Origin of the sequence: Serpentinimonas raichei (assembly GCF_000828895.1) — a bacterium.
Classification (GTDB): domain Bacteria; phylum Pseudomonadota; class Gammaproteobacteria; order Burkholderiales; family Burkholderiaceae_C; genus Serpentinimonas; species Serpentinimonas raichei.
In genome coordinates, this window is record NZ_AP014568.1 from 1,216,618 (window position 1) to 1,239,634 (window position 23,017).

The following is a 23,017-nucleotide window of genomic DNA, read 5'->3' on the forward strand; positions in this document are numbered from 1 at the left end:
ACAGCGCCATGGGGCGCGCCGCGCGGCCAACTGCTGCAGCAGATTGGGATTATCTGCGGACCTTGCTGTCGCGGTGGCGGCCCTGCACAGACTGGGACCAGCTGACCAGGGTTTTGCAACACCTCCATGGCGGAGCATTTGCGGCGCTTGCGTTTTGGCCGGAAAATCCGCGTATTTCATGATGAAATACCAGCGCTTGGCGCTCTCGACTTGATGCACATCAAGCGCACCCAGGGCGGCGCTCTCTACATTTCACCCTTTGCTCTGCACGCCCACCCGATGGCGCAGCGGACTACCCACCTCTGGAACCTAGTTGGCCATGGCGATCGAATTATTTAACCACGATGGGCATGTGTGCCTGATGTTTGCGCACCTCAGCGACGAGGGCGGCGAAGCGGTGCAGGCCAACCAGTTTCTGGTGATCGACGGGCAACAAGGCGCCGTCATCGACCCCGGCGGCAACGTGGCCTACAACGAGCTGCTGCTCACCATCAGCCGCTATTTCCCGCCCAACAAACTGACCGAAATCCTCGCCTCGCACGCCGACCCGGACATCATCGCCTCGCTGGACCGCTGGATGACCAGCACCCAGGCCACCCTCTACATTTCGCGCCTGTGGGAGCGTTTCGCACCGCATTTCTGCAAACCGGGCAAAACCGTCGGGCGCATCATCGGCATCCCCGACCCAGGCATGCGCATCCCGCTTGGGCGCGGTGAGATCGTGGCGCTGCCGGCGCATTTCATGCACGCCGAAGGCAACTTCCAGTTCTGGGACCCGGTCAGCCGCATCCTGTTCTCGGGCGATCTGGGCGTGTCGTTGGGCACCTCGGCCGAGGCCTCCCAGCCCATCACCTCGCTGGCGCCAAACATCCCCCGCATGGAGGGCTTTCACCGCCGCTACATGGTCTCGCAAAAGGTACTCAGGCTGTGGGCCCACATGGTGCGCAAGCTGCCGATCCACATGATCGTGCCCCAGCATGGCGCGCCGCTGGCCGGCCCCGCCGTGCATGAGTTTATCGACTGGATTGAAACCCTGAGCTGCGGCGTGGACCACCTGACGCAAGCGGACTACGCCATCCCCAAGTGAGCGCCTGCATTCCAAACCCCTTGTTTGTGGCATGACCGCCAGCTGGCCAGCCAGCCCCCAATCTTTCCAGACGCGCACCAGAAAAACACCCAATGGCCATCAAGAAGTCCGACCTCTATTCCTCCCTCTGGGCCGGCTGCGACGAACTGCGCGGCGGCATGGATGCCAGCCAGTACAAAGACTACGTCCTGTTCATGCTGTTCATCAAGTACATCAGCGACAAGTACGCCGATTCCGACGACTTCGCGCCTCCCGTCGTGATCCCCAAGGGGGCGAGCTTCAAGGACATGGTCGCGCTCAAAGGCAAGAGCGACATCGGCGACAAGATCAACACGCAGATCATCCAGCCCCTGATCGACGCGAACACGCGCCTGGCCCGCAGCGACTTCCCGGACTTCAACGACCCCAACAAGCTCGGCCAAGGCAAGGAGATGGTTGACCGGCTGACCAACCTGATCGGCATTTTCCAGAAGCCCGAGCTCGACTTCTCAAATAACCGTGCCGAGCACGACGACATCCTGGGCGACGCCTACGAGTACCTGATGCGGCACTTCGCCACCGAGAGTGGCAAGAGCAAGGGCCAGTTCTACACGCCGTCCGAGGTGAGCCGCGTGATCGCCAAGGTGATCGGCATCTCGCCAAGCAACACCGTCGGCAGCACCACCGCCTACGACCCAACCTGCGGCTCGGGCTCGCTGCTGCTGAAGGTGGCCGCCGAGGCCGGCAAGCACATCACCCTAGAAGGCCAGGAAAAGGACGTGACCACTGCGGGCCTGGCGCGCATGAACATGATCCTGCACGACTTCCCCACCGCCAACGTGCTCGGCGGCAGCAGCACGCTGGCCAACCCGAAGTTCCTGGACGGACAGAAGCTGCGCACCTACGACTACGTGGTGGCCAATCCGCCCTTCAGCGACAAAGCCTGGAGCACCGGCATCACGCCTGCAACCGACCCGCATCAGCGCTTCGCCTGGGGCGTGCCGCCCACCAAGCAAGGCGACTACGCTTACCTGCTGCACATCATCCGCAGCATGAAGGCCAACGGCAAAGCCGCTTGCATCCTGCCCCACGGCGTGCTGTTCCGCGGCAACGCCGAGGCCGTGATTCGCAAGCAACTGCTCACCAGCGGCATTCTGAAGGGCGTCATCGGCCTGCCGGCCAACCTGTTCTACGGCACGGGAATCCCCGCCTGCATCCTGGTGCTCGACAAGGAAAACGCCGCCTCCCGCAAGGGCGTGATGATGCTTGACGCCAGCAAGGGCTGCATCAAAGACGGCAACAAAAACCGCCTGCGCGAGCAAGACATTCACCGCATCGTCGACACCTTCCGCCGCAAGGACGATGTGCCCCGATACGCCCGCTTTGTGCCGCTGGCCGAGATTGCCGACGCCAAGAACGACTACAACCTCAACCTGCCACGCTACATCGACAGCAGCGCGCCCGAAGACCTGCACGACATCACCGCCCACCTGCGCGGCGGCATCCCGGAGCGCGATCTGGACGACCCTGCCGCCCAGCTCGCGCCCTTCTGGCAGGTGCTGCCGGGCGTGCGCCAGGGCTTCTTCGAACCGGCTGGCCGTGCCGGGTATGTCAAGCTGAAGCTGCCGCTGGCCGAGTTGAAGACCGCCATCGGCCGCCATGCCGAGTTTTCGGCGTTCAACCAGCAGGCCACGCAGCGCTTCGCCGACTGGCGCACTGCCGCCACCCAGCGCCTGCGGGGCTTCGGCGCCGATGCCCATCCCAAAGAACTGATCGCGGCGCTGTCCGAAGACCTGCTGGCCGCCTTTGCCGACGTGCCGCTGGTCGATGCCTACGACATTTACCAGCACCTGATGGACTACTGGGCCGAAACGATGCAGGACGACGCCTACCTGATTGCCGCCGACGGCTGGGTGGCAAAAACCTCGCGCATCCTCGACACCGACAAGAAAGGCAAAACCAAAGACCGCGGCTGGACCTGCGAGCTCATCCCCAAGCCCCTCATCGTGGCGCGCTGCTTTGCCAAGGAGCAGGCGGCACTGGACGCGGCGCAGGCAAACCTCGAAGCGGCCACCGCCAGCCTGGCCGAGCTGGAGGAGGAACACGGCGGCGAGGAAGGCATTTTGAGCGCGCTGGACAAGCTCGCCAAGGCCGAGGTCAACGCCCGGCTCAAAGAGATCAAGGGCCTCGTCGCGAAAGACGAGGACGCCAAGGCGGAAGCGGCCGTGCTCACGCGCTGGCTGGAGCTGTCCGAGCGCGAGACCGCGCTCAAGCGCGCAGTCAAGGAGCAGAACGTCGCGCTCGACCAGCGCGCCCACGACCAGTACCCCGCGCTCACCGAGGCCGAGATCAAAGCGCTGGCCATCGACGACAAATGGATGGCGACGCTGGCCGGCACCGTGCAGGGCGAGCTGGAGCGCGTCTCGCAAACCCTGACCGGCCGCATCCGCGAGCTGGCCGAGCGCTATGCCACGCCGCTGCCACAGCTCACCGACGAGGTGGCGACGCTGGCCGCCCGGGTGCAAGAACACCTCGCGAAGATGGGGGCGACATGGAAGTGAGGCCGGGGTACAAGCTGACTGAGGTGGGGGTCATCCCGGACGATTGGGTAGTAGCGGCGATCTCTCAAGTGGCTCCCCTCCAGCGTGGCTTTGATCTTCCAGCTCGATCAATTAAACCCGGCCCGTTTCCAATCGTGTACTCAAACGGCAGCGAGGGGTTTCACAACGTTGCGATGGTCAAGGGGCCTGGCGTTGCTACCGGTCGCTCCGGCACGCTTGGCAAGCTTCATTACATCGACAGTGACTATTGGCCTCACAACACGTCGCTGTGGGTCACTCGGTTCAACGAAAACGATCCAAAGTTCATTTATTACCTATACCATTCATTGCACTTCGAGCGATTCGCATCGGGCTCCGGTGTGCCGACGCTCAATCGCAACGATGCGCATGGCCACCAAATTGCGGTACCGAGAGATCGCGCGGAACAACGCGCCATCGCCACGGCATTGAGCGATGTGGATGCGCTGCTGGCCGGGCTGGAACGGCTCATTGCCAAGAAGCGCGACCTCAAACAGGCCGCCATGCAGCAACTCCTCACCGGCCAGACCCGCTTGCCGGGTTTTCAGGGCGAGTGGGAGGTGAAGCGGCTCGGTGAACTCGGCGTAACCTACGGCGGACTGACCGGCAAAACCAAGGCGGACTTCGGCTCAGGCGCGGCCAGATACGTCACCTTTATGAACGTGATGGCCAACACGGTCATTGACCACAGCACGTTTGAGGCGGTCCGCGTGTCTTTATCAGAAAACCAGAATCGGGTCGAACGCGGCGACCTGCTCTTCAATGGGTCGTCTGAAACGCCAGAAGAGGTTGCGCTGTGCGCGCTCGTGCAGCGTGATGTGCACAACCTGTACCTAAACAGCTTCTGCTTCGGGTTCCGGCCCCGTGCGGATGCGGAGGTTGACGGACTCTTCCTGACCTACTACATCCGCAGTTCTGAAGGCCGCGAGATTATGAAGTCGCTCGCCCAAGGATCGACGCGATACAACCTGTCAAAGAAGGCGTTGCTCGTGGCAGAAGTCAGGGTGCCTACCCTGCCCGAGCAAGTGGCGATTGTTGGAACGTTATCCGACATGGCCACCGAACTCACCGCCCTCGAAGCCCGCCGCGACAAGACCCGCGCGCTCAAGCAAGGCATGATGCAAGAACTCTTGACCGGAAGGACCCGCCTGATATGAGCGCCATCACCCCACACTACCGCAGCGTGCAGCAACTGCTGCAAAACCAGTCGTTCTCCATCGACGAGTACCAGCGCGAGTACAAGTGGGAGAAGGAGAACATCGACGAACTCCTGTTCGACCTGCATGCCAAGTTCTACAGCAAATACAAGCCCGGCGACGAGACGCCCGCCGTTAGCGGCTACGGCGAGTATTTCCTCGGCTCCATCATCGTCAGCAAGCGCAACGGCAAGAACTACCTGATCGACGGCCAGCAGCGCGTCACCTCGCTGACGCTTCTGCTGATCTGCCTGTACCGCGCCGCCAAGGCCCAAGGCCTGCCGGTGGTTCAGACGCTGGCGCCGCTGATCTTTAGCGACAACCTGGGCCAGCCCAAATTCAACCTCGACATCCCCGAGCGGCTGCCGGTCATCAAGGCGCTGTTCGAGGGCCAGGCCTTCAGCCCGGATGGCAAGGACGAATCCATCCAGACGATGTTTGCCCGCTACGGCAACATCGAGACCAACGACCTGATGGCCGAACTCGGTGCTGCACTGCCGCACTTCATCTACTGGCTGCTGACGAGGGTGGGTCTGATCGAGATCTCCACCGACAACGACAGCTACGCCTACGCCATCTTCGAAACCATGAACGACCGGGGCAAACCGCTGAGCCCGGTGGACATGCTCAAGGCCTACCTGCTGGCACCTATCGAAGACCCGCAGGCCCGCACCCAAGTGAACCAGACTTGGAAGCAGCAGGTGCTGGAACTCATATCGTGGGGCGGCAGCCACGAGCCCGAGCGCGACGCCAACTGCATCAAGGCTTGGCTGCGTGCGCAATACGCCGAGAGCACGCGCGAGCGCAAGGCCGGCGCCGTGGACAAGGACTGGGAGCTGATCGGCTCGGTGTTTCACCGCTGGGTGCGCGAACACAAAGATCGGCTGGGCCTGGGCAAGGCGCAGGCCAACCTGGCGATGATGGCCGAGAGCTTTCCGTTCTTCGCCAAGGCCTACCGGCGCGTGCTGCACGCCAGCCGGCACTACACGCCGGGCCTGGAGGCGGTGTACTACAACACCCACAACGACTTCACCTGGCAGAGCACGGTGCTGCTGGCGCCCCTAGTGGAGACCGACGACGACGATACTGTGCAGCGCAAGATGGCGGTGACTGCCACCTACCTAGACATCTGGCTGATGCGCCGGGCGGTGAACTACATCCGGGTGGGCTATTCCAGCGTGTCGTACGCGATGTGGCTGCTGTGCCGCGACATCCGGCGCAAACCGCTGGCGGAGTTGGTGCCCATCCTGCAGCAGAAGCTGGCTGAGGACGAGGTGACTTTTACCGGCAGCGCCGCAAAGGGCCGCACCGGCATCCAGGGGCTGGGGCTGAACCAGTTCAGCCGTCGATACATCTACCACCTGCTGGCGCGCATCACCGAGGCCACCGAGCGGGGCGCCGGTCGCACCGAGTCGTTTGACAAACTGGTGAACCGCGACGTCAAGAACCCCTTCGACATCGAGCACATCTGGGCGGATGACTTTGCGGCGGTGCAAGCCCTGTTCGCCAGCGAAGCGGAGTTTGTGGAATGGCGCAATCACGTCGCGTCTCTGCTGCTGTTGCCAGCCGATGTGAACCGAAGCCTGCAGGCCAAGCCTTTCGACCAGAAGCGGCCGCATTACGCCAAGCAGAACTTCTACGCCGCCAGCCTAGACGCCAGTGCCTACCAGCACCAGCCGCAGTTCCAGCAGTTCGCCGCGGCAAACCAGCTGCCCTTCAAGGCCTTTGACAGCTTCACCAAGGAGGAGCAGCTGGCCCGGCGTGAGTTGGTGGCGGCGCTGGTCGAACTGGTGTGGTCGACAGACAGGCTACAGAAAGCAGCGGCATGAGCCAGCCTGAGCGATTGAGCCATTAGGGGAGCGAAACATGGTCACCGCCTTGCGTCCAGAACGCATCACCCAACACCGGGTGATTGCTCAGATCACCCAGCCCCCGCACGAGGGGGGGCTCGGATTCCAGCACCTGGGCGAGTGGAGCAAGCGCGAGGGCAACCGTTGCGTCGAGGCCGAACTGCTGCGTGCCAACCTGAAGCAACGCGCTTACTCCGACGCGCACATCGCTCAAGCGACACAGCGGTTGATGGCGGCCGCCGACGCGACCGGCATCACCCTGTATCAGGCCAATTTGCGCACCTATCAGCTGCTGCGCTATGGCGTGCCGGTGCAGGTGGCCGCCGGCGCCCAGCATGAGACGGTGCACTTGATCGACTGGGAAACACCAGCCAACAACCATTTCGCGCTGGCCGAAGAGGTGACGCTGAAAGGTGGTCACGAGCGGCGGCCGGACATCGTGCTGTTCATCAACGGCCTAGCCGTGGTGGTGATCGAGCTCAAGCGCAGCTCGGTCGACGTGGCCAACGGCATCCGCCAACTGATCACCAACCAGGAAGCGATTTTTAACCAAGCGTTCTTTGGCACCGTGCAGCTGGTGCTGGCGGGCAGCGACTCCCAAGGCCTGCGCTACGGCACAACGGGCACGCCCGAGAAGTTCTTCGTCGAATGGAAGCATCCCCTCAAGGCGGGTGAGGGCACCGCTCCGGCGGAGGGCGAGCTGCTCGACGCCCCGCTGTGCCAGATGCTGGAGCCGGCCAGGCTGCTGGACCTGATCCGCAACTTTGTGATCTTCGATGCGGGCCAGAAAAAGGTACCCCGGCTGCACCAGTACGAAGGCGTGAAGGCGGCGCAGGAACGCATCAAGAAACGCGAGGGCGGCATCATCTGGCACACCCAGGGCAGCGGCAAAAGCATCTTGATGGTGCTGCTGGCCAAGTGGCTGCTGGAGCACGACCCCGAGGCGCGCATCCTGGTGGTGACCGACCGCGACGAGCTAGACCAGCAGATTGAAGGCGTGATGAAAAACGCTGGCGTGATCGGTTCCGATGCACCCTCGCCTCGTATCCAGTCCCGCCGGGAACTGGTGGAGAAGCTGGGGATGGCTGCACCGCGCCTGATGTGCGCGCTGATCCACAAGATCGACGTCTCCGACCTGAAGGGTGAACCGCCCAAGGTGGCAGGCCGCTTCTTCGTCTTCGTCGACGAGTGCCACCGCACCCAGGGTGGCGACATGAACAAGCAGATGAAGCGTTGGCTGGCCAGCGCCATCTTCATCGGCTTTACCGGCACCCCGCTGCTGCGGCGTGACAAGCAGACCACGGCCGAGGTCTTTGGCACTTTCATCCACACCTACAAGTTCGACCAGGCGGTGGCCGACAAGGTGGTGCTGGACCTGAAGTACGAGGCGCGCGATGTGCCGCAGCGGCTCACCTCGCGTCAGGCCATCGACGACTGGTTTGAGAAGAAGACGCAGGGGCTCAACAACTTCCAGAAGTCCGTGCTGCGCAAGCGCTGGGCCACGATGGAAGAGCTGATGAGCGCCGGCGAGCGCAAGCAGCGCATCATCGCCGACATCATTCACGACTTCGGCGTCAAGCCGCGGCTCAACAACGACCGCGGCACAGCGCTGCTGGTGGTGGCCTCCATCTACGACGCCTGCCATTACTTCCGACTGTTCCAGAACACGGGCTTTGGCGAGTGCGTCGGGATCATCACGTCGTATGAGCCGAACCACAACGCGATTTCGCAGGAGCCCAAAGACAGCGACGAACGCTACAAATTCGACACCTACACCAAGTTCGTTCTCGTCAAGAATCAGACGACCACGCAGTACGAGACCGAGATGAAGCGCCGCTTCATCGAGGAGCCGGCGAATCTGAAACTGTTGATCGTGGTCAGCAAACTGCTGACCGGCTTCGATGCGCCCAGTTGCACCTTCATCTATCTGGATAACGAGCTGCGCGACCACAACCTGTTCCAGGCCATCTGCCGCACCAACCGGCTGGATGGCGAGGACAAGGACTACGGCCACGTCGTCGACTACAAGGAGCTGTTCAGCCATGTGCAAAACGCGATCGCGGTCTACACCTCCGACGAGCTGGACACCGAGACCTGCGGGGATGACGCCAACGTCACCGTCAAGGACTGGCTGCAGGAGGGCCGGGCGCGGCTGGATGCGGCGCGCGAGGCATTGATTTACCTGTGCGCGCCGGTGCGGCAGCCACAGGGCATTGAACAGCACATCCACTACTTTTGTGGAGATGCCGCCAACCCGACGGCGCTGAACGACACGGAACCGCTGCGGATTGCCTTTTACAAGGCTGTGGCCGCTTATGTGCGGGCCTACTCTGACGTTGCCACGAACCTGCAGGAAGCCGGCTACAGCACCAGCCAGATCTCGGCCTTCGAACAGGAGACTGCGTTCTACGCCGAGGTGCGGGCCGCCATCAAGAACCACTCGGGAGAAGAGCTGGATGTCAAGCCGTTTGAGGCGGACATGCGCCACCTCATCAACACCTACATCCAGGCCGATCCGGCGAGTCTGCTGGGGGACTTGAGTGCGCTGTCGCTGACCGAGCTGATCATCGAAACCGGTATCCACGATGCCATCGCCAAGAAGCTCAACGAAAAGGGCAAACTGTCGCGCGATGCCATCGCCGAGGGGATCATCAACAACGTGCGCAAGACCATCGTGCGCGACCAGTTGACCGACCCGAGGTTCTACAAGGAGATGTCGAAGCTGCTGGAAGACCTGATCCGCCAGAAAAGGGATGACACCGAGTCCTACGAGCAGTTCCTGAAAAATGCCGAAGCCTTGGTCAAGCAGCTGGCGCAGGGCAAGGGCGAGCACGAGGTGCCGGCGGCACTGCACGGCAACAGGGAGGCGACCGTCCTCTACAACAACCTGCCGGCGATCCTTGCGGCCATCGTGCCAAGCCACACGGCGGCCGAGCCTGTCCAGGGGTTTGGTGACGAATGCCTCGGGCTGGCTTTGAAGCTGGACCAAGCCCTGCGCGAGAAGGCTCCCGCAGGCTGGAAAGGCGACTCGGCCCGAGAGGCCATCGTGCTTAACGCGATCAACCCGATCATGAAGAAGGACAGAGGCGCCACGCTGGCCATCTTTGAGATCATCAAGAATCAACCGGGCTACTGATGTCTGAAGTCATTGAGTTGGGTGAGATTGAGATCCGCGTCACCCGCAAGAATGTCAAACATGTGCACCTGACGGTGCACCCACCCGAGGGACGCGTGACGCTGGTCGCCCCTACCAGGACGCGGCCCGAGGTCGCGCGCGCATACGCCATCTCAAAACTGGCATGGATCCGGCAGCAGCAACGGGCGCTCCAGAGCCAAGCCAGAGAAGCGCCACGTCGGTACCTCACCCGTGAAAGCCACCAACTGTGGGGACGGCGTCATCTGTTGGTGGTCGTGGAGCATGACGCAAAACCCAAGGTCGCACTCGACCATCGGCGCATCACGCTGCATGTGAGGCCGGGCAGCGACACCGCCAAGCGGGCCGAGGTGATGCATGAGTGGCACAAGCAGCTTTTGCACGCCGAACTGCCGAACATCATCGCCCGATGGGAGAGCAAGCTCGGCGTCAAGGTGTCAGGGTACTTCCTGCAGCGCATGAAGACCAAGTGGGGCAGTTGCAACCATCGCGCCGGAAACATCCGCCTCAACACTGAACTCGTGAAAAAGCCCAAGGACATGCTGGAATATGTGGTCGTGCACGAGATGCTGCACCTGCTTGAGCCCACGCACAACGAGCGATTCACGAATCTCCTGACCAGGCATTGGCCGCAGTGGGCTGAGCTGCGCGCCGAGCTCAATGCGCTGCCTCTTTGAATCCGAAAAGCCCACCAGCAAAGAAAAATGGGCCAAACACCGAAGCGTTTGGCCCATCGATCTACAACCTAAATTGTTGGTGCGGCTGGCAGGATTCGAACCCACGACCCCTTGGTTCGTAGCCAAGTACTCTATCCAACTGAGCTACAGCCGCATACCGAAGCCATGATTCTATGCCAATTTAGGGCCGGTTTTGTGACTTGGGCGAAAAAATCCCGCATCATCGGCCGCCCCATACCCACCCGCAGGGCCTGCCTGGAACAAGAGTCTGGACCCCGAGGGTTGGGCTTGCACTAAAATGCCAAGTCACTGGTTAAAGCACAACTAGCATTTTAATTCGGAATCAGGCCTTCGGCTGCGAAACGTGTTCAAACAACTCACCCTCTACACCCTCGACCCCCAGCAACTGCCCACCCTTGAAGCGATGGAGCAAGCACTGGCTGCAACGCCCTTTGTTCCTTGCCTGCCCAGCCAAGAGCATTCGATCGGTTGGGTGCCGCCGCGCGGCAAGGCCAATGGGGCGCTGGTGGAATCGGTCAACGGCCAGCGCCTGCTGCGGCTGCAAAGCGAGAGCAAGCGCGTGCCCGGCTCGGTGGTGCAGCGCCACCTCGACGAGCGGCTGGTGCAGATCGAGGCCGGCGAAGGGCGCCAGCCGGGGCGGCGCGAGCAGCGCCAACTGCGCGACGAGATCGTGCAGCAGTTGCTGCCCATGGCTTTTGCGCAAAGCCGCAGCGTCTGCTTGTGGATCGACCCGGTTCATGGCCGCTTGGCGCTCGACAGCAGCAGCAGCGCGCGCTGCGACGAGGCCATCAGCACGCTGCTCAAGTCCTTCACGTTCTTGCAGCCGCGGCCTTGGAACACCCAAATGGCCCCGCAGGCGGCCATGACGGCGTGGCTCAGCGGCAGCGCCGACGACTGGCCGCCCCACTTCGCTCCGGGGCAAGAAGTGGAGCTCAAGGCCAACGACGAACAAAAATCGGTGGTCAAGTTCACCCGCCATCCGCTCGACGACGAGCAGATGCGGCTGCACATCGGCCAAGGCAAGCTGCCCACCAAGCTGGCGCTGGACTGGGAGGGACGGGTGCGCTTCGTGCTGGCCGAGAGCGGCAGCCTGAGCAAGATCGAATTCCTGGATGGGGTGTTTGCCGAACACGGGCATGCCGAAGACGAGGGCGGCTTCGATGCCGACGCCACCATCGCCACCGCCGAACTGAGCGCCCTGATCAACGACCTCAGCACCGCCCTAGGCGGGCTGCAGGTTTAAACCCAGATTTGCCATAAGGTCGGCTCTTGCCCGGACCCAATCGGAGCGGGGCACCCAAGCTAGGCAGGCCCTAGGCGCTGCGCGATCTCGGCCACCAGCGCGCGCGCCAGGTGCAGCTTGGGGCCGGCGGGCAGCGCCTTGCAACCTTGCGCGTCGAGCAGCAGCAGGGCGTTGTCGTCGCGGCCGAAGGTGGCCGGGCCGATGTTGCCCACCAGCAGCGGCACGCCCTTGCGCCGCCGCTTGGCTTCGGCCTGGGCCTGCAGGTCGTGGCTTTCGGCGGCAAAGCCGACGCAAAAAAGCTGCCCGGCGCGGGCACGGGCGCTGGCGGCGGCCTCGGCCAGAATGTCGGGGTTTTCCACGAACTGCAAACTCGGCGGTTGGCCGCTGCCGTCTTTCTTGATTTTTTGCTCGGCGCTGTGCGCGGGCCGCCAGTCGGCCACGGCGGCGGCGGCGACGAACACGCTGGCCCAGTCCAGCTCGGCCTGCACCGCCGCCTGCATCTGCAGCGCCGATTGCACATCGGTGCGGCGCACCCCCAGCGGCGTGGGCAGGTGCACCGGCCCGGCCACCAGCCGCACCTCGGCCCCGGCCTCGCGGGCGGCGCGGGCGATGGCAAAACCCATCTTGCCCGAGGAGTGGTTGCTGATGCCGCGCACCGGGTCGATGGCCTCGAAGGTCGGGCCGGCCGTAACCAGCACCCGCTGCCCGGCCAGGCACTGGGGCTGGAACTGCGCCTGCAGCAGCTCCAGCAGTTGCTCGGGCTCCAGCATGCGGCCGTCGCCGCTCTCGCCGCAAGCCTGCTCGCCCTGCCCCACCGGCCACACGGTGGCGCCGTCGGCGCGCAGTTGCGCCACATTGCGCTGGGTGGCCGGGTGCGCCCACATCTCGCGGTTCATGGCCGGGGCCAGCAGCAAGGGCACGCGCTCCTGCGGCCGCGCCAGGCACAGCAGCGTGAGCAGGTCGTCGGCGCGCCCCTGCGCCAGCTTGGCCAGCAAGTCGGCGCTGGCGGGGGCGATCAAAATCGCGTCGGCGGCGCGCCCGAGGTTGATGTGCGGCATCTGGTTGGGCTCGCGCGCGTCCCACTGGCTGCTGTAGACCGGGCGGTTGCTGAGCGCTTGCAGCGTGGTCGGGGTGATGAACTGGCAGGCGGCTTCGCTCATCACCACCTGCACCGTGGCCCCATCCTTGATCAGCAAGCGGCACAATTCGGCCGCCTTGTAACAGGCGATGCCACCCGAAAGCCCTAGGACGATGTGTTTGCCAGCCAGGTCGTTCATCATGGGCGCGACTGTACACCAGCGGGGGTGGTGGGCCAACAGGTGGGGCCGACTATGCAGGCAAGAATGCGTAGGCGGAAAAGCCCAAATCTGGTTGGTGACAGTGGGCATTTGGGTCTGCTCAGTTTTACAATGTGCATCACCAAGTGTTATAGTTTGCCCATGAATCGAGTCTTCAAAACCCGCCACTTCAGTCGCTGGATGCGCAAGACCGTTTTGAGCGATGCGGCCCTGTGTGGCGCAGTGCGCGAGATGTCGCACGGGCTGATCGATGCCGACTTGGGCGGCGGCGTGGTCAAGAAGCGGGTGGGCTTGGCAGGTCGGGGTAAGCGCGGCGGCGCCAGAACCTTGGTGGCCACCAACAAGGGGGACTTGTGGTTTTTCGTGTTCGGCTTCGAAAAGAACGAACGGGCCAACATCAGCGCCGAAGAAAAAGAAGCGTTGCAAGCCATTGCCCAAGATTTGCTGTCCCGTACCGACAAGGCGCTCGACGCAGGGGTAGAAGACGGCTCACTACTGGAAATTTGCCATGACGACAAAAATTAAGGCCAAAAGCCGGATCCTGGAGGCGGTGCACGAAACGGCAGCGGATCTGCATCGCCTGGGCTTCATCGACCAGCGCAAGATGCGCAAGTACGACGCACTGTGCCTGGACCCGATTCCCGACTACGACAGCGAGATGATTCGCTCCCTGCGTGAGCGCTACCAGATCAGCCAGACCGTGCTGGCCTCACTGCTCAACACCAGCCCATCCGCTGTGCGTCAGTGGGAACTGGGTGACAAGCACCCCAGCGGCCCTTCGCAGAAACTGCTCAACCTGCTAGAGCGCAAAGGTCTCGACGCATTGATCTGAATGCAGCAGCGCGCGCACCCCGTCTGCTCGGGTGCAGCACAGACCCTCACCGCACAAGCAAAGGCGGCCGCCTGTGGCCCCAGGGCAGTTCGCGCTCCAACTGGCCGGCCAGCCGCAGCAGGCAAGCCTCATCAAGGTAGCGGGCGGTGAACATCATGCCTATGGGCAGCCCCGCGCTGCAGTGCTGCAAAGGCAGCGAGATACTGGGGTTGCCGGTGAGGTTGGCCAGCGGCGGCGCGGCCACCCAGTCGAAGTTTTTTTGCACCAGCGTGGGCAGCATGGAATCGAGCAGCCGCGTCAGCGGCCCCAGGCCGGTGTGGGTCGCGAGCCAAGCGGCTATTTTGTCCATACCGTGCAACTCAAATTCGCCGTGCGGCACCGGCGGCTTGGCCAGCGTGGGTGTGAGGAACGCATCGAAACCCTGCATGAAGCGCTCGAACAAATAGCGCTGCTGGTGCAGATCGCGCGCCACCAGCTCCAGCCGGGCGCAAGAGAGCGATTCACCAAAGCGCGCCAGCAGCCAGGTGGCGGGCTCGAAATCGTCGGGCTGCAAGCGCCGGCCGAGCAGGCGGCGCGCTTCGCGCAGGTCGGCGGCGGCGGCGCACATCACGCGCAGCACATAGCTTTGGCCCACCACGGCGCGGTCGATAGTCGGCGCGGCCTCGACCAGCTCGTGCCCCAGCGCCTGCAACTGCGCCACCGTCTGCTGCAAGGCGCGCTGGCACTCGGCGCTGATCTCGCCCTGGCGCAGCAGGGGTTGCGCGCTCCAGGCAATGCGCAAGCGGCCCGGCGGCTGCGCGACTTCCTGCAAAAAGGGCCTAGGCGGCGCAGGCGCGGTGTAGGGGCAGCCTAGGTCTGGCCCACAGGTGGCGTCGAGCGCGGCGGCGCTGTCGCGCACGCTGCGGCTGATCACGCCCTCTTGCACCTGGCCAAACCAGGGCTCGCCGACCAGCGGCCCGTAGGGGTTGCGGCCGCGCGAGGGCTTGAGCCCCACCACGCCACAGGCCGAGGCCGGAATGCGCAGCGAGCCGCCGCCGTCGCCGCCGCTGGCCATGGGGACGATGCGCGCCGCCACCGCCGCCCCGGAGCCGCCGCTGGAGCCGCCGGCCGAGCGCTGCAAATCCCAGGGGTTGCGCGTGATGCCGTGCAGGCGCGATTCGGTGCTGCCCAAGTAGCCGTTTTCGGGGCAACTGGTCTTGCCAAAAATCACCAGCCCGGCGGCCTTGAAGCGGCGCACCATTTCGCTGTCGCGGTCGGGCACGTAGTGCCTCAAGGCGCGGCTGCCATGGGTCAGCGGCACCCCGGCGTAGGCGGCCAGCAGGTCTTTGAGCAGAAAGGGCACGCCATGAAAAGGCCCCTCGGGCAGGCCGGCTTCGATGGCCGCATAGGCCTGCTCGTCCATGGCCTGCACCACCGCGTTGAGCTGCGGGTTGAGCGCGTCGCGGCGGCGGATCGCCTCGTCGAGCAGGTCGCGTGCGCTCACCGCGCCCTCGCGCACCAGTTCGGCCAGGCCGAGGGCGTCGTGTAGTTCGTAGTCGGTGAAGTTGGGCATTGGGCTGACCGTTGTAAAACCGCGTTGCCCGGTATTAGAGCGCAGTTGCGCCCTTGGGAGGCTGCGCACAACCCCTACCGGGCACCCTACTGAGCGGCCTGGCGCAGTGTCTGCACCACTGGGGTGCGCAGCACGGAGCGCAGCCCAGCCCACCCCGCCGCCAGCGCCAGCACGGCGCCCGCCACGGCACCGGCCAAGGGCACCCACAGCGCCGGCGTCCAGTCAAAGCCAAACACCCAGCGCGCCAGCGCCCAGTTCGTGGCCAAAGCCGCCAGCCCCGCCAGCAGGCCGGCCAGCAGACCGACCCCGGCCAATTCGGCCCGCTGCACACCCCGCAACAGGTCCGTCTGAGCCCCTAGGGCACGCAGGATCGCGTACTCGCGCTCGCGCTCGCTGCGCGTGGCCCCAATGGCGGCAAACAAGACCACCAGCCCCGCCGCAAGGGTGAAAGAAAACAGGAACTCCACCGCACGGGTCACTTGCGTGAGCACCTGCTGCAACTGCGCCAGCGTGCCGCTCAGGTCGATCAGCGTGACGTTGGGGTAGGCGCGCACCAAGTCGGCGTCAAAGCCTGGCGTGGCCGGGGCGCGAAAGGCGCTCAGGTACGTCACCGGCACATCGGGCAACTGCGACACCGGAAACAGCACAAAAAAGTTGGCCCGCATCGACGACCAATCGACCTCGCGTAGGCTGCTGATGCGCGCCTGCACCGGCGCCCCGGCGATCTCGAACGTCAGGCGATCGCCCAATTGCAGGCCCAGCTCTTCGGCCAAACCCTCCTCCACGCTGATGCTGCCTGCCTCTTCGGGCTGCCAGCGGCCGGCCACGATGGCGTTGTGGGTGGGCGCCAGCGCGCTGTGCGAGAGGTTGAATTCGCGCTCCACCAAGCGGCGGCCGCGCTCGGTCGGGAGCGCATCGGCGTCCACCGGCTGATCGTTGATGGCCACCAAGCGGCCACGAAACATCGGGTACCAGTCAAAGCCTTCGATGCCCTGCGCGCGCAAACTGGCCTGAAAGGCATCGGCCTGATCGGGCTGGATGTTGATGACGAAGCGGTTCGGGGCGTCGGCGGGCGTGGCCTGCTGCCAACTGCTGATGAGGTCGGTGCGCAGCAGCACCAGCAACAACAGCGCCAGCAAGCCGATGCCCAGCGCGCTGATTTGCAGCACCGCATAGGCGGGCCGGGCCGCGATCTGGCGCGTCGCCAGGCGCAGCCAGGTGGGGGCGGTGGCTTCATTGACAAAGCGGCGCAGCAGCCGCACCGCCGCATAGCTGGTCACAGCAAAGAGCGCCGCCGCCGCCGCAAAGCCGCCCACCGCGATCAGGCCCATTTGCAGGTCGTGGCTGACGCCCAGCAGCAGCGCGGCAAAACCCAGCCCCCCCAAAAGCAAAACCCCGAGCGAAGCCGGCTTGATGCCGCCCACCTCGCGCCGGATCACGCGCAGCGGCGGCACCCGCGCCAGTTGCAACACCGGGGGCAGGCCAAAGGCCAGCATCAGGGTCAGGCCCACCCCCAAGCCAAACAGGGCCGGCCAGCCGCTGGGGGCGGGCAAGTCGGCGCGCAGCAAATCGGCCAACAGCAGCACGAAGCCGTGGTGCACCAGGTAGCCCAGCAAGACCCCGATCAGGCTGGCCAGCAGGCCCACCAACACGAACGACAGCGCGTAAGCGCGTGCCATGGTGGCCTGCGACAGGCCCAGCACGCGCAGCATGGCGCAGTCGTCGAGGTGGCGCGTGGCGTACACGCGCGCGGCGATGGAGACCGCCACCGCACACAACAGCGCCGCCAGCAGCGCCACGAGGCTGAGGAACTGCTCGGCGCGTTGCAGGGTTTGCTGCAACTCGGGCCGCCCGGTCTCGAAAGATTCGAGTTGCGCCCCGCGCACGCCGCTGCGCTCGATCTCGGCTTGGGCCCAAGCCACGTATTGCTGCACGGCCGCATCTTGGCCGGCCACCACCAGCCGATAAGCGATGCGGCTGGCTGGTTGCACCAAGCCGGTGGCGGCCAAATCGCTCTGGTGCAGCAGCACCCGGGGTTGCAGGCTCATGAAACCGCCACCGCGATCGGGCTCCAGCACGATCAGGCGCTCGATCGTCAGGCGGCTGTCGCCCAGCCAGAGCACCTGCCCCACCTGCACCCCGAGCGCCGCCAACAAGGCCGGATCGACCCAGACCGTGCCCGGGCGCGGCACCTCGGTGGTGGCCTGCCCCGGGTCGCCCAGGGCCGTACCCACCAGCAATTGGCCGCGCAGCGGGTAGTTGTCTTGCACCGCCTTGAGCGCCACCAGCCGCACGGTGCCGCCTTGGGCGTCGTCGGCGCGCGCCATGGTGGGAAAGCCCAGGTGCTGCGTCAGCTCCAGCCCCAGCGCCTGCGCCTGCTGCACAAAGGCCGCCGGCAGGGGCTGGTCGCTGCGCACCACGGCGTCGCCGCCCAGCAAATGGCGTGCATCGCGCTGCAAGCCCTGTTGCAAGCGGTCGGAAAAGAATCCCACCGCCGTCAGGGCCGCCACCGCCAAGGCCACCGCCAGCAGCAGCAGGTGCAGCTCGCCGGCGCGGGCGTCGCGCCGCAGGGCACGCCAGCCGATGCCCCAAAACGAGGCGGATCGGGGGGCTGGTGGAATCGGGGGCGCAGGCGCTGAGGCGGGCGCAGGCTTGGAGGCGGAAGCGTGGTCGTTCATGGACCCCCAAGCCTAACCCAAAGCCGATAACCCAGCGGACGGCTCTACTGGCGCCCGCCCGCAGCCGGTTGCGCCCGCTCCAGCTCTTGCAGCCGCAGCAGCCGGCGCTGGACCTTACCGCTGCTGGTCATGGGCAAGGCCTCGATGAACTCGATTTCTTTGGGGTACTCGTAGGGTGCCAGCCGGCCTTTGACGTGGGCCTGCAATTCGGCCACCAAGGCGGCGTCGAACTCCTGCGCTGGGTCGATGCAGCGCGCGCGCCGCTGCGCCGCCTCCTGCGCCAGCACCACATAAGCCTTGACCAAGGCCCCGCGTTGCGCATCGGGCTTGGGCACCACGGCGGCGTAGAGCACGGCCGGGTGCTTGATCAGGCAGTTCTCGATCTCGCCAGGCCCGATGCGGTAGCCGGCCGACTTGAACAGGTCGTCGGCACGGCCTTGGTACCACAGATAGCCGTCGGCGTCGCGCTGCGCCAGGTCGCCGGTGCGGCACCAACTGGAGGCCGGGTCGGCGCTGAACTTGGCGCGCGTGGCGCCGGGGTTGTTCCAGTAACCCAGAAAAAACACCGGATCGGGCTGGCCGTGCCGGTCCAGCCGGTGCACCGCCACCTCGCCGATCGCGCCCTCGGCGCACTCCTGGCCCTGCTCGTCAAGCAATGCCACGCGGTGCCCAGGGTAGGCCTTGCCCATGCTGCCGGGGCGCGCTGGCCACAGGCGCGCGCAGTTACCCACCACGTAGTTGATTTCGGTCTGGCCATACATTTCGTTGAGCGTCACGCCGAGCTGCTGGCGGCAGTAGTCAAACACCGCATCGCCCACCGCCTCGCCCGCGCTCATCACGGCCTGCAGGCGCAGCCGGTAGCGCTGGCGCGGCTTCGGGCAGTCTTTCATCATCGCCTTGAGCGCAGTCGGGAACAAGAAGGTGTGCGTGACGCGGTGCCGCTGCAGCAGCGCAAAGGCCGCCTCGGCGGAAAAACGCCCGCTCCAAGCCACGATAGGGCGGCCAAAATACAGCGTCGGCAGCAGCGCATCGAGCAGGCCGCCGGTCCAGGCCCAATCGGCCGGGCTCCAGAACACCGCCTGCGAGGGCTGGCTGGCATCCAGCGGGTCGAAGCCAAACCAGTTTTGGCTGCAGACAAAGCCGCTCAGGTTGCCGATCAGCGCCCGGTGCGGGATCAAGGCGCCCTTGGGGTTGCCCGTGGTGCCGCTGGTGTAAATCAGCAGCGCCGGATCGTCGGCGCGGGTGGGAACCAGCGCAAAATCCGCACTAGCCGCCTGCTGCACCGCCGGCCAAGCTATTATTTCGGGGTCGCAAGGGCCGGTCAAACCCAGCACATGGCGCAGCGCCGGGCACTGGGCGCGCAAACCCTGCACCGCCGCACCGCTGCCGCCGTCCACCAGCGCCACGCTGGCGGCGCTGTCTTGCAGCCTGAACTCGAGCGCCTCGGGGCCAAACAGTTGCGACAGCGGCACCGCCACCGCCCCCAGTTGCAGCACCGCGATGTAGGCCACGGCGGTTTCGAAGCACTGGGGCAGCGCGATCGCCACCCGCTCGCCCGCGCGCACCCCGAGCAAGCGCAGGCCGTTGGAGAGGCGGTTCGCCGCTTGTTGCAGCTCGGCGTAGCTGTGCGCGCGCGGCTTGCGCTCGGGCCCGTCGGCAATCACTGCGGTCTGGCTGGCGCTCTGCGCCTGCTCGGCCCAGCGGCGCGAGCAGACCTCGGCGATGTTGAAAAACTCGGGCACCTGCCAATGAAAATCGGCGTGCAGGGCGGTGTAAGGGTCGGCGCCGGCAGGGCCGGATGAATGGGGCGCGTTGCCGCGCTGGGCGTCACCTGCACCCGATGGTTTGCCGGGCTTTTTGTCTGGCTTGGTGTGTGGCTTGTCCGCTGTTTGACAGCTGGGCATGGTCGGTCTCCTGAATAATCCCTCCAATGTACCCAATCCGCCACCCCAGCCACAGCCTATCCCTGCCCCTGCGCGGGCAAAACCACCATCTGCGCCAATGGGGCCGCCACCTGCCGGGCTCGACCCCGCTGCTGCTGCTGCACGGCTGGATGGATGTGTCGGCCTCGTGGCAGTTCATGGTCGATGCCTGTCCCCAAGCCTGGCTGGACCAGCGCCTGGTCACCGCCCCAGACTGGCGCGGCTTTGGCCAGACGCGCCCGCTCGCGCCCGCAGCCACCCACCCGGCCGAAAACCCGCAAGCCTACGGCAGCGCCGACCACTACCAGTTCGCCGACTACTTGGCCGACCTTGACGCCCTGATCGAGCACCTCAACACCGATCTGGGCCGCCCGGCCGAGGCCCCGATCGACCTCGTCGGCCACAGCATGGGCGGCAATGTGGCCATGCTCTACGCCGGCATCCGGCCCGAACGGGTGCGCCGGCTGGTGAACGTGGAAGGCTTTGGTCTGCCGCCCAGCCAGCCCGAGCAGGCCCCGCAGCGCTACGCGCGCTGGCTGGACGAAATCCGCGCGCTGCGCCAGGGCACTCTGGCGCTCAAAAGTTACCCCAGCGCACAGGCCGTGGCGCAGCGGCTGCGCAAAACCAACCCGCGCCTGGCACCCGAGAGGGCCGACTGGCTCGCCACCCACTGGGCCGCCCCCGATGCCAGCGGCCAGTGGCAGATACTGGGCGATGCAGCGCACAAAATCGTCAACCCGCAGTTGTACCGGGCCGACGAGGTGCTGGCGGTGTGGGCGAGCATCCGCGCCCCGCTGCTGGTGCTGGAGGCCGAGGCCGACAGCCTGGGCCAGTGGTACCGCCAGGGCGAATACACCCGGGCCCAGTTCCACCAGCGCCTGCAGGTGCTGCCCCAATGCCGCATCGAGCGCTTGCCCGAAGCCGGCCACATGCTGCACCACGACCAGCCCGAGGCGCTGGCGGCCTTGCTGCAGGAGTTTTTGGCCTAGCTCGCCCAGTGCCTCACGACTTCGGGGCGCAACCCACTTGACCACATATTCCCTGCAGGTTATATTTCAGCCATGATCTGGGACATCGAATACACCGATGAATTCGGTCGCTGGTGGGGCACGCTGTCTGAGGCAGAGCAGGAGTCGCTGGCGGCCTCGGTGCAGTTGCTCGAAGCACGGGGCCAAATTTGGGCTTTCCGCACAGCAGTGGAATCAACGGCTCGCGGCACAGTCATATGCGGGAACTCAGGACACAACACCAAGGCCGCCCCTACCGCACGCTCTACGCCTTCGACCCACGCCGCTGTGCGATCTTGCTGCTCGGCGGCGACAAGACCGGGGACGAGCGCTGGTACGAGGTCCAGGTGCCGGTGGCAGACCGGCTCTACGACGATCATTTGCAACAACTGCTCAAGGAAGGGCTGATCCATGGCCAAGAAATTCGCTGATCTGCGCGCTCAAATGTCGCCCGAGGCGCGCGCTCGGGCCCAAGCCCAAGCGCAGGCCATGTTGGCAGAGATGCCACTCAACGAACTGCGTCAGGCGCGTGGGCTGTCGCAAAAAATGCTGGCCGAGGTGTTGCACGTGCAGCAGCCCTCTATTGCCAAAATCGAGAAACGCACCGACATGTACCTCTCCACCCTGCGCAGCCACATCGAAGCGATGGGCGGCGAGCTGGAGGTGGTCGCGCGCTTCCCCGACGGTGCGGTCAAGATCACCAATTTCTCCGATCTGGGCAAGGCCGCGCCAGTTTGATCCACGCTTGCCCCAAGCCAGCCGCCCCCAGCGCATGAGAAAATGCGCGATTGCCCGCGCACCGCCGCACCCAAATCACAAAACCGAGCCCGAATCATGGAAGCCGAACGCCAAAATACCCTCTCCGCCCTGCTGGCCGACCTGAGCCAGCGCACGCTCGAGCTGCGGAGGTATCTTTGACTACGATGCCAAAGCCCTCAAACTGAGCGAAGTCGAAAGCGCACTGCAAGACCCGGCGGTCTGGAACAACCCCAAGCGTGCCCAAGAGCTTGGGCGCGAAAAGCGCAGCCTCGAAAACGTGGTGCTGGTGCTGGAGCGCCTCACCTCAGACTTGGCCGACCACAGCGAGTTGTTCGAGCTCGCCGCCGCCGACGGTGACGAAGCCGCGCTCGAGACCATAGAGCTTGAAGTCGCGCAGTTGCGCGCCGAAGTCGAAAAACTCGAGTTCCGGCGCATGTTCAACCACCCGGCCGACTCGCTCAACTGCTTTCTCGACATTCAAGCCGGCGCCGGCGGCACCGAAGCCTGCGACTGGGCCAGCATGTTGCTGCGACAGTACCTGCGCTACGCCGAACGCAAGGGCTTCAAAACCACGCTCGAAGACGAAACCGCGGGCGACAGCGCCGGCATCAAGGGCGCCAGCATCAAAATCGAGGGCGACTACGCCTTTGGCCTGCTGCGCACCGAAACCGGCGTGCACCGGCTGGTGCGCAAAAGCCCCTTCGACAGCTCGGGCGGGCGCCACACCTCCTTTGCCTCGGTGTTCGTTTACCCGGAAATCGACGACTCGATCGAAATCGACATCAACCCCGCCGACGTGCGCACCGACACCTACCGCGCCAGCGGCGCCGGCGGCCAGCACATCAACAAGACCGATTCGGCCGTGCGCCTAACCCACCTGCCCACCGGCATCGTGGTGCAGTGCCAAGACAGCCGCAGCCAACACAGCAACCGCGACCTCGCCTGGCAGCGGCTGCGCTCGCGCCTGTACGACTACGAAATGCGCAAACGCATGGAAGCGCAGCAAAAGCTCGAAGACAGCAAGACCGACGTCGGCTGGGGGCACCAGATCCGCTCCTACGTGCTCGATCAGAGCCGCATCAAAGACCTGCGCACCAACCTCGAAATCTCCAACACCCAAAAAGTGCTCGACGGCGACCTCGACCCCTTCATCGAAGCCTCGCTCAAGCAAGGCGTTTGACCC

16 protein-coding genes, 1 tRNA gene and 1 pseudogene are annotated in these 23,017 nt (G+C 64.9%); 13 read left to right on the forward strand and 5 right to left on the reverse strand.

Annotated features, from left to right (window positions below; genetic code table 11):
- Nucleotides 1–319: 319 nt before the first annotated feature.
- From SRAA_RS05740 to SRAA_RS05765, 6 genes are all read left to right on the forward strand, one after another.
- Nucleotides 320–1,087, forward strand: a complete 768-nt coding sequence (locus SRAA_RS05740) for an oxygen-binding di-iron domain-containing protein (RefSeq protein ID WP_045531417.1) — start codon at nt 320–322, stop codon at nt 1,085–1,087.
- Between the two features lie 92 nt (nt 1,088–1,179).
- Complete coding sequence (locus SRAA_RS05745) at nt 1,180–3,627, forward strand: HsdM family class I SAM-dependent methyltransferase (RefSeq protein WP_045531419.1); 2,448 nt, start codon at nt 1,180–1,182, stop codon at nt 3,625–3,627.
- Entirely contained in the window at nt 3,618–4,802 is a 1,185-nt protein-coding gene (locus tag SRAA_RS05750; protein WP_082039937.1) for a restriction endonuclease subunit S, read from the forward strand. Before SRAA_RS05745 ends, SRAA_RS05750 begins: the two co-directional genes overlap by 10 nt.
- Nucleotides 4,799–6,670: a DUF262 domain-containing protein gene (locus SRAA_RS05755; protein ID WP_045531421.1), complete on the forward strand. Its 1,872-nt coding sequence runs from the start codon at nt 4,799–4,801 to the stop codon at nt 6,668–6,670. Before SRAA_RS05750 ends, SRAA_RS05755 begins: the two co-directional genes overlap by 4 nt.
- A 37-nt stretch (nt 6,671–6,707) precedes the next feature.
- Nucleotides 6,708–9,827, forward strand: coding sequence for a type I restriction endonuclease subunit R (locus SRAA_RS05760; protein ID WP_045531422.1), 3,120 nt, complete (start codon nt 6,708–6,710; stop codon nt 9,825–9,827).
- Nucleotides 9,827–10,522 carry a M48 family metallopeptidase gene (locus tag SRAA_RS05765; protein WP_045531423.1) on the forward strand — a complete coding sequence of 232 codons (696 nt, stop codon included), beginning with the start codon at nt 9,827–9,829 and terminating at the stop codon, nt 10,520–10,522. The genes SRAA_RS05760 and SRAA_RS05765 overlap by 1 nt, the downstream gene beginning before the upstream one ends.
- 77 nt (nt 10,523–10,599) lie before the next feature.
- On the opposite strand, the gene SRAA_RS05770 is transcribed toward SRAA_RS05765, so the two are convergent.
- Nucleotides 10,600–10,676 (reverse strand) — tRNA-Arg (locus SRAA_RS05770).
- A 210-nt stretch (nt 10,677–10,886) separates the two neighbouring features.
- On the opposite strand from SRAA_RS05770, the gene SRAA_RS05775 reads away from it, so the two are divergent.
- Complete coding sequence (locus SRAA_RS05775) at nt 10,887–11,786, forward strand: recombination-associated protein RdgC (protein WP_045531424.1); 900 nt, start codon at nt 10,887–10,889, stop codon at nt 11,784–11,786.
- Between the two features lie 59 nt (nt 11,787–11,845).
- Here SRAA_RS05775 and coaBC read toward each other — a convergent pair whose 3' ends face one another.
- Nucleotides 11,846–13,063 (reverse strand): bifunctional phosphopantothenoylcysteine decarboxylase/phosphopantothenate--cysteine ligase CoaBC, encoded by a 1,218-nt coding sequence (gene coaBC, locus SRAA_RS05780; RefSeq protein WP_045533369.1) that lies wholly within the window; start codon nt 13,061–13,063, stop codon nt 11,846–11,848.
- Nucleotides 13,064–13,225: 162 nt separating this feature from the next.
- On the opposite strand from coaBC, the gene SRAA_RS05785 reads away from it, so the two are divergent.
- Both SRAA_RS05785 and SRAA_RS05790 read left to right on the forward strand, forming a co-directional pair.
- Nucleotides 13,226–13,609, forward strand: a complete 384-nt coding sequence (locus SRAA_RS05785; RefSeq protein ID WP_045531425.1) for a type II toxin-antitoxin system RelE/ParE family toxin — start codon at nt 13,226–13,228, stop codon at nt 13,607–13,609.
- Nucleotides 13,593–13,916, forward strand: a complete 324-nt coding sequence (locus SRAA_RS05790) for a helix-turn-helix domain-containing protein (protein WP_045531426.1) — start codon at nt 13,593–13,595, stop codon at nt 13,914–13,916. The genes SRAA_RS05785 and SRAA_RS05790 overlap by 17 nt, the downstream gene beginning before the upstream one ends.
- Nucleotides 13,917–13,962: 46 nt before the next feature.
- Here SRAA_RS05790 and SRAA_RS05795 read toward each other — a convergent pair whose 3' ends face one another.
- The 3 genes from SRAA_RS05795 to SRAA_RS05805 all read right to left on the reverse strand — a co-directional run bounded on the left by SRAA_RS05795 (nt 13,963) and on the right by SRAA_RS05805 (nt 20,050).
- The gene (locus tag SRAA_RS05795; RefSeq protein WP_045531427.1) at nt 13,963–15,468 is read right to left on the reverse strand and encodes an amidase; all 1,506 of its coding nucleotides are present in this window, start codon (nt 15,466–15,468) and stop codon (nt 13,963–13,965) included.
- An 86-nt stretch (nt 15,469–15,554) separates the two neighbouring features.
- Nucleotides 15,555–18,146, reverse strand: coding sequence for an ABC transporter permease (locus SRAA_RS05800; RefSeq protein ID WP_082039938.1), 2,592 nt, complete (start codon nt 18,144–18,146; stop codon nt 15,555–15,557).
- Nucleotides 18,147–18,190: 44 nt separating this feature from the next.
- Nucleotides 18,191–20,050, reverse strand: a complete 1,860-nt coding sequence (locus SRAA_RS05805; protein WP_082039939.1) for an acetate--CoA ligase — start codon at nt 20,048–20,050, stop codon at nt 18,191–18,193.
- A 26-nt stretch (nt 20,051–20,076) separates the two neighbouring features.
- On the opposite strand from SRAA_RS05805, the gene SRAA_RS05810 reads away from it, so the two are divergent.
- From SRAA_RS05810 to prfB, 4 genes and pseudogenes are all read left to right on the forward strand, one after another.
- Nucleotides 20,077–21,057 (forward strand): alpha/beta fold hydrolase, encoded by a 981-nt coding sequence (locus SRAA_RS05810; protein WP_045531428.1) that lies wholly within the window; start codon nt 20,077–20,079, stop codon nt 21,055–21,057.
- Nucleotides 21,058–21,129: 72 nt separating this feature from the next.
- Nucleotides 21,130–21,506: pseudogene (locus SRAA_RS05815) on the forward strand (type II toxin-antitoxin system RelE/ParE family toxin).
- Nucleotides 21,487–21,813, forward strand: coding sequence for an XRE family transcriptional regulator (locus tag SRAA_RS05820; RefSeq protein ID WP_029461519.1), 327 nt, complete (start codon nt 21,487–21,489; stop codon nt 21,811–21,813). Before SRAA_RS05815 ends, SRAA_RS05820 begins: the two are co-directional and overlap by 20 nt.
- Nucleotides 21,814–21,909: 96 nt before the next feature.
- Nucleotides 21,910–23,014, forward strand: a protein-coding gene (gene prfB, locus SRAA_RS05825; RefSeq protein WP_144318716.1) for a peptide chain release factor 2 whose coding sequence is annotated in 2 segments (ribosomal slippage) — nt 21,910–21,990 and nt 21,992–23,014 — 1,104 coding nt in all. Because the reading frame shifts where the segments join, the coding sequence is not laid out codon by codon here.
- The last annotated feature ends 3 nt before the right edge of the window (nt 23,015–23,017 follow it).

Excerpts from the sequence above, each read along its gene's own strand:
- SRAA_RS05810 (WP_045531428.1), top strand. The coding sequence starts at position 20,077 with ATGTACCCAATCCGCCACCCCAGCCACAGCCTATCCCTGCCCCTGCGC.
- coaBC (WP_045533369.1), bottom strand. The coding sequence starts at position 13,063 with ATGAACGACCTGGCTGGCAAACACATCGTCCTAGGGCTTTCGGGTGGC.
- SRAA_RS05800 (WP_082039938.1), bottom strand. The coding sequence starts at position 18,146 with ATGAACGACCACGCTTCCGCCTCCAAGCCTGCGCCCGCCTCAGCGCCT.
- SRAA_RS05790 (WP_045531426.1), top strand. The coding sequence starts at position 13,593 with ATGACGACAAAAATTAAGGCCAAAAGCCGGATCCTGGAGGCGGTGCAC.
- SRAA_RS05740 (WP_045531417.1), top strand. The coding sequence starts at position 320 with ATGGCGATCGAATTATTTAACCACGATGGGCATGTGTGCCTGATGTTT.
- SRAA_RS05765 (WP_045531423.1), top strand. The coding sequence starts at position 9,827 with ATGTCTGAAGTCATTGAGTTGGGTGAGATTGAGATCCGCGTCACCCGC.
- SRAA_RS05755 (WP_045531421.1), top strand. The coding sequence starts at position 4,799 with ATGAGCGCCATCACCCCACACTACCGCAGCGTGCAGCAACTGCTGCAA.
- SRAA_RS05805 (WP_082039939.1), bottom strand. The coding sequence starts at position 20,050 with ATGCCCAGCTGTCAAACAGCGGACAAGCCACACACCAAGCCAGACAAA.
- SRAA_RS05750 (WP_082039937.1), top strand. The coding sequence starts at position 3,618 with ATGGAAGTGAGGCCGGGGTACAAGCTGACTGAGGTGGGGGTCATCCCG.
- SRAA_RS05745 (WP_045531419.1), top strand. The coding sequence starts at position 1,180 with ATGGCCATCAAGAAGTCCGACCTCTATTCCTCCCTCTGGGCCGGCTGC.
- SRAA_RS05760 (WP_045531422.1), top strand. The coding sequence starts at position 6,708 with ATGGTCACCGCCTTGCGTCCAGAACGCATCACCCAACACCGGGTGATT.
- SRAA_RS05820 (WP_029461519.1), top strand. The coding sequence starts at position 21,487 with ATGGCCAAGAAATTCGCTGATCTGCGCGCTCAAATGTCGCCCGAGGCG.
- SRAA_RS05785 (WP_045531425.1), top strand. The coding sequence starts at position 13,226 with ATGAATCGAGTCTTCAAAACCCGCCACTTCAGTCGCTGGATGCGCAAG.
- SRAA_RS05795 (WP_045531427.1), bottom strand. The coding sequence starts at position 15,468 with ATGCCCAACTTCACCGACTACGAACTACACGACGCCCTCGGCCTGGCC.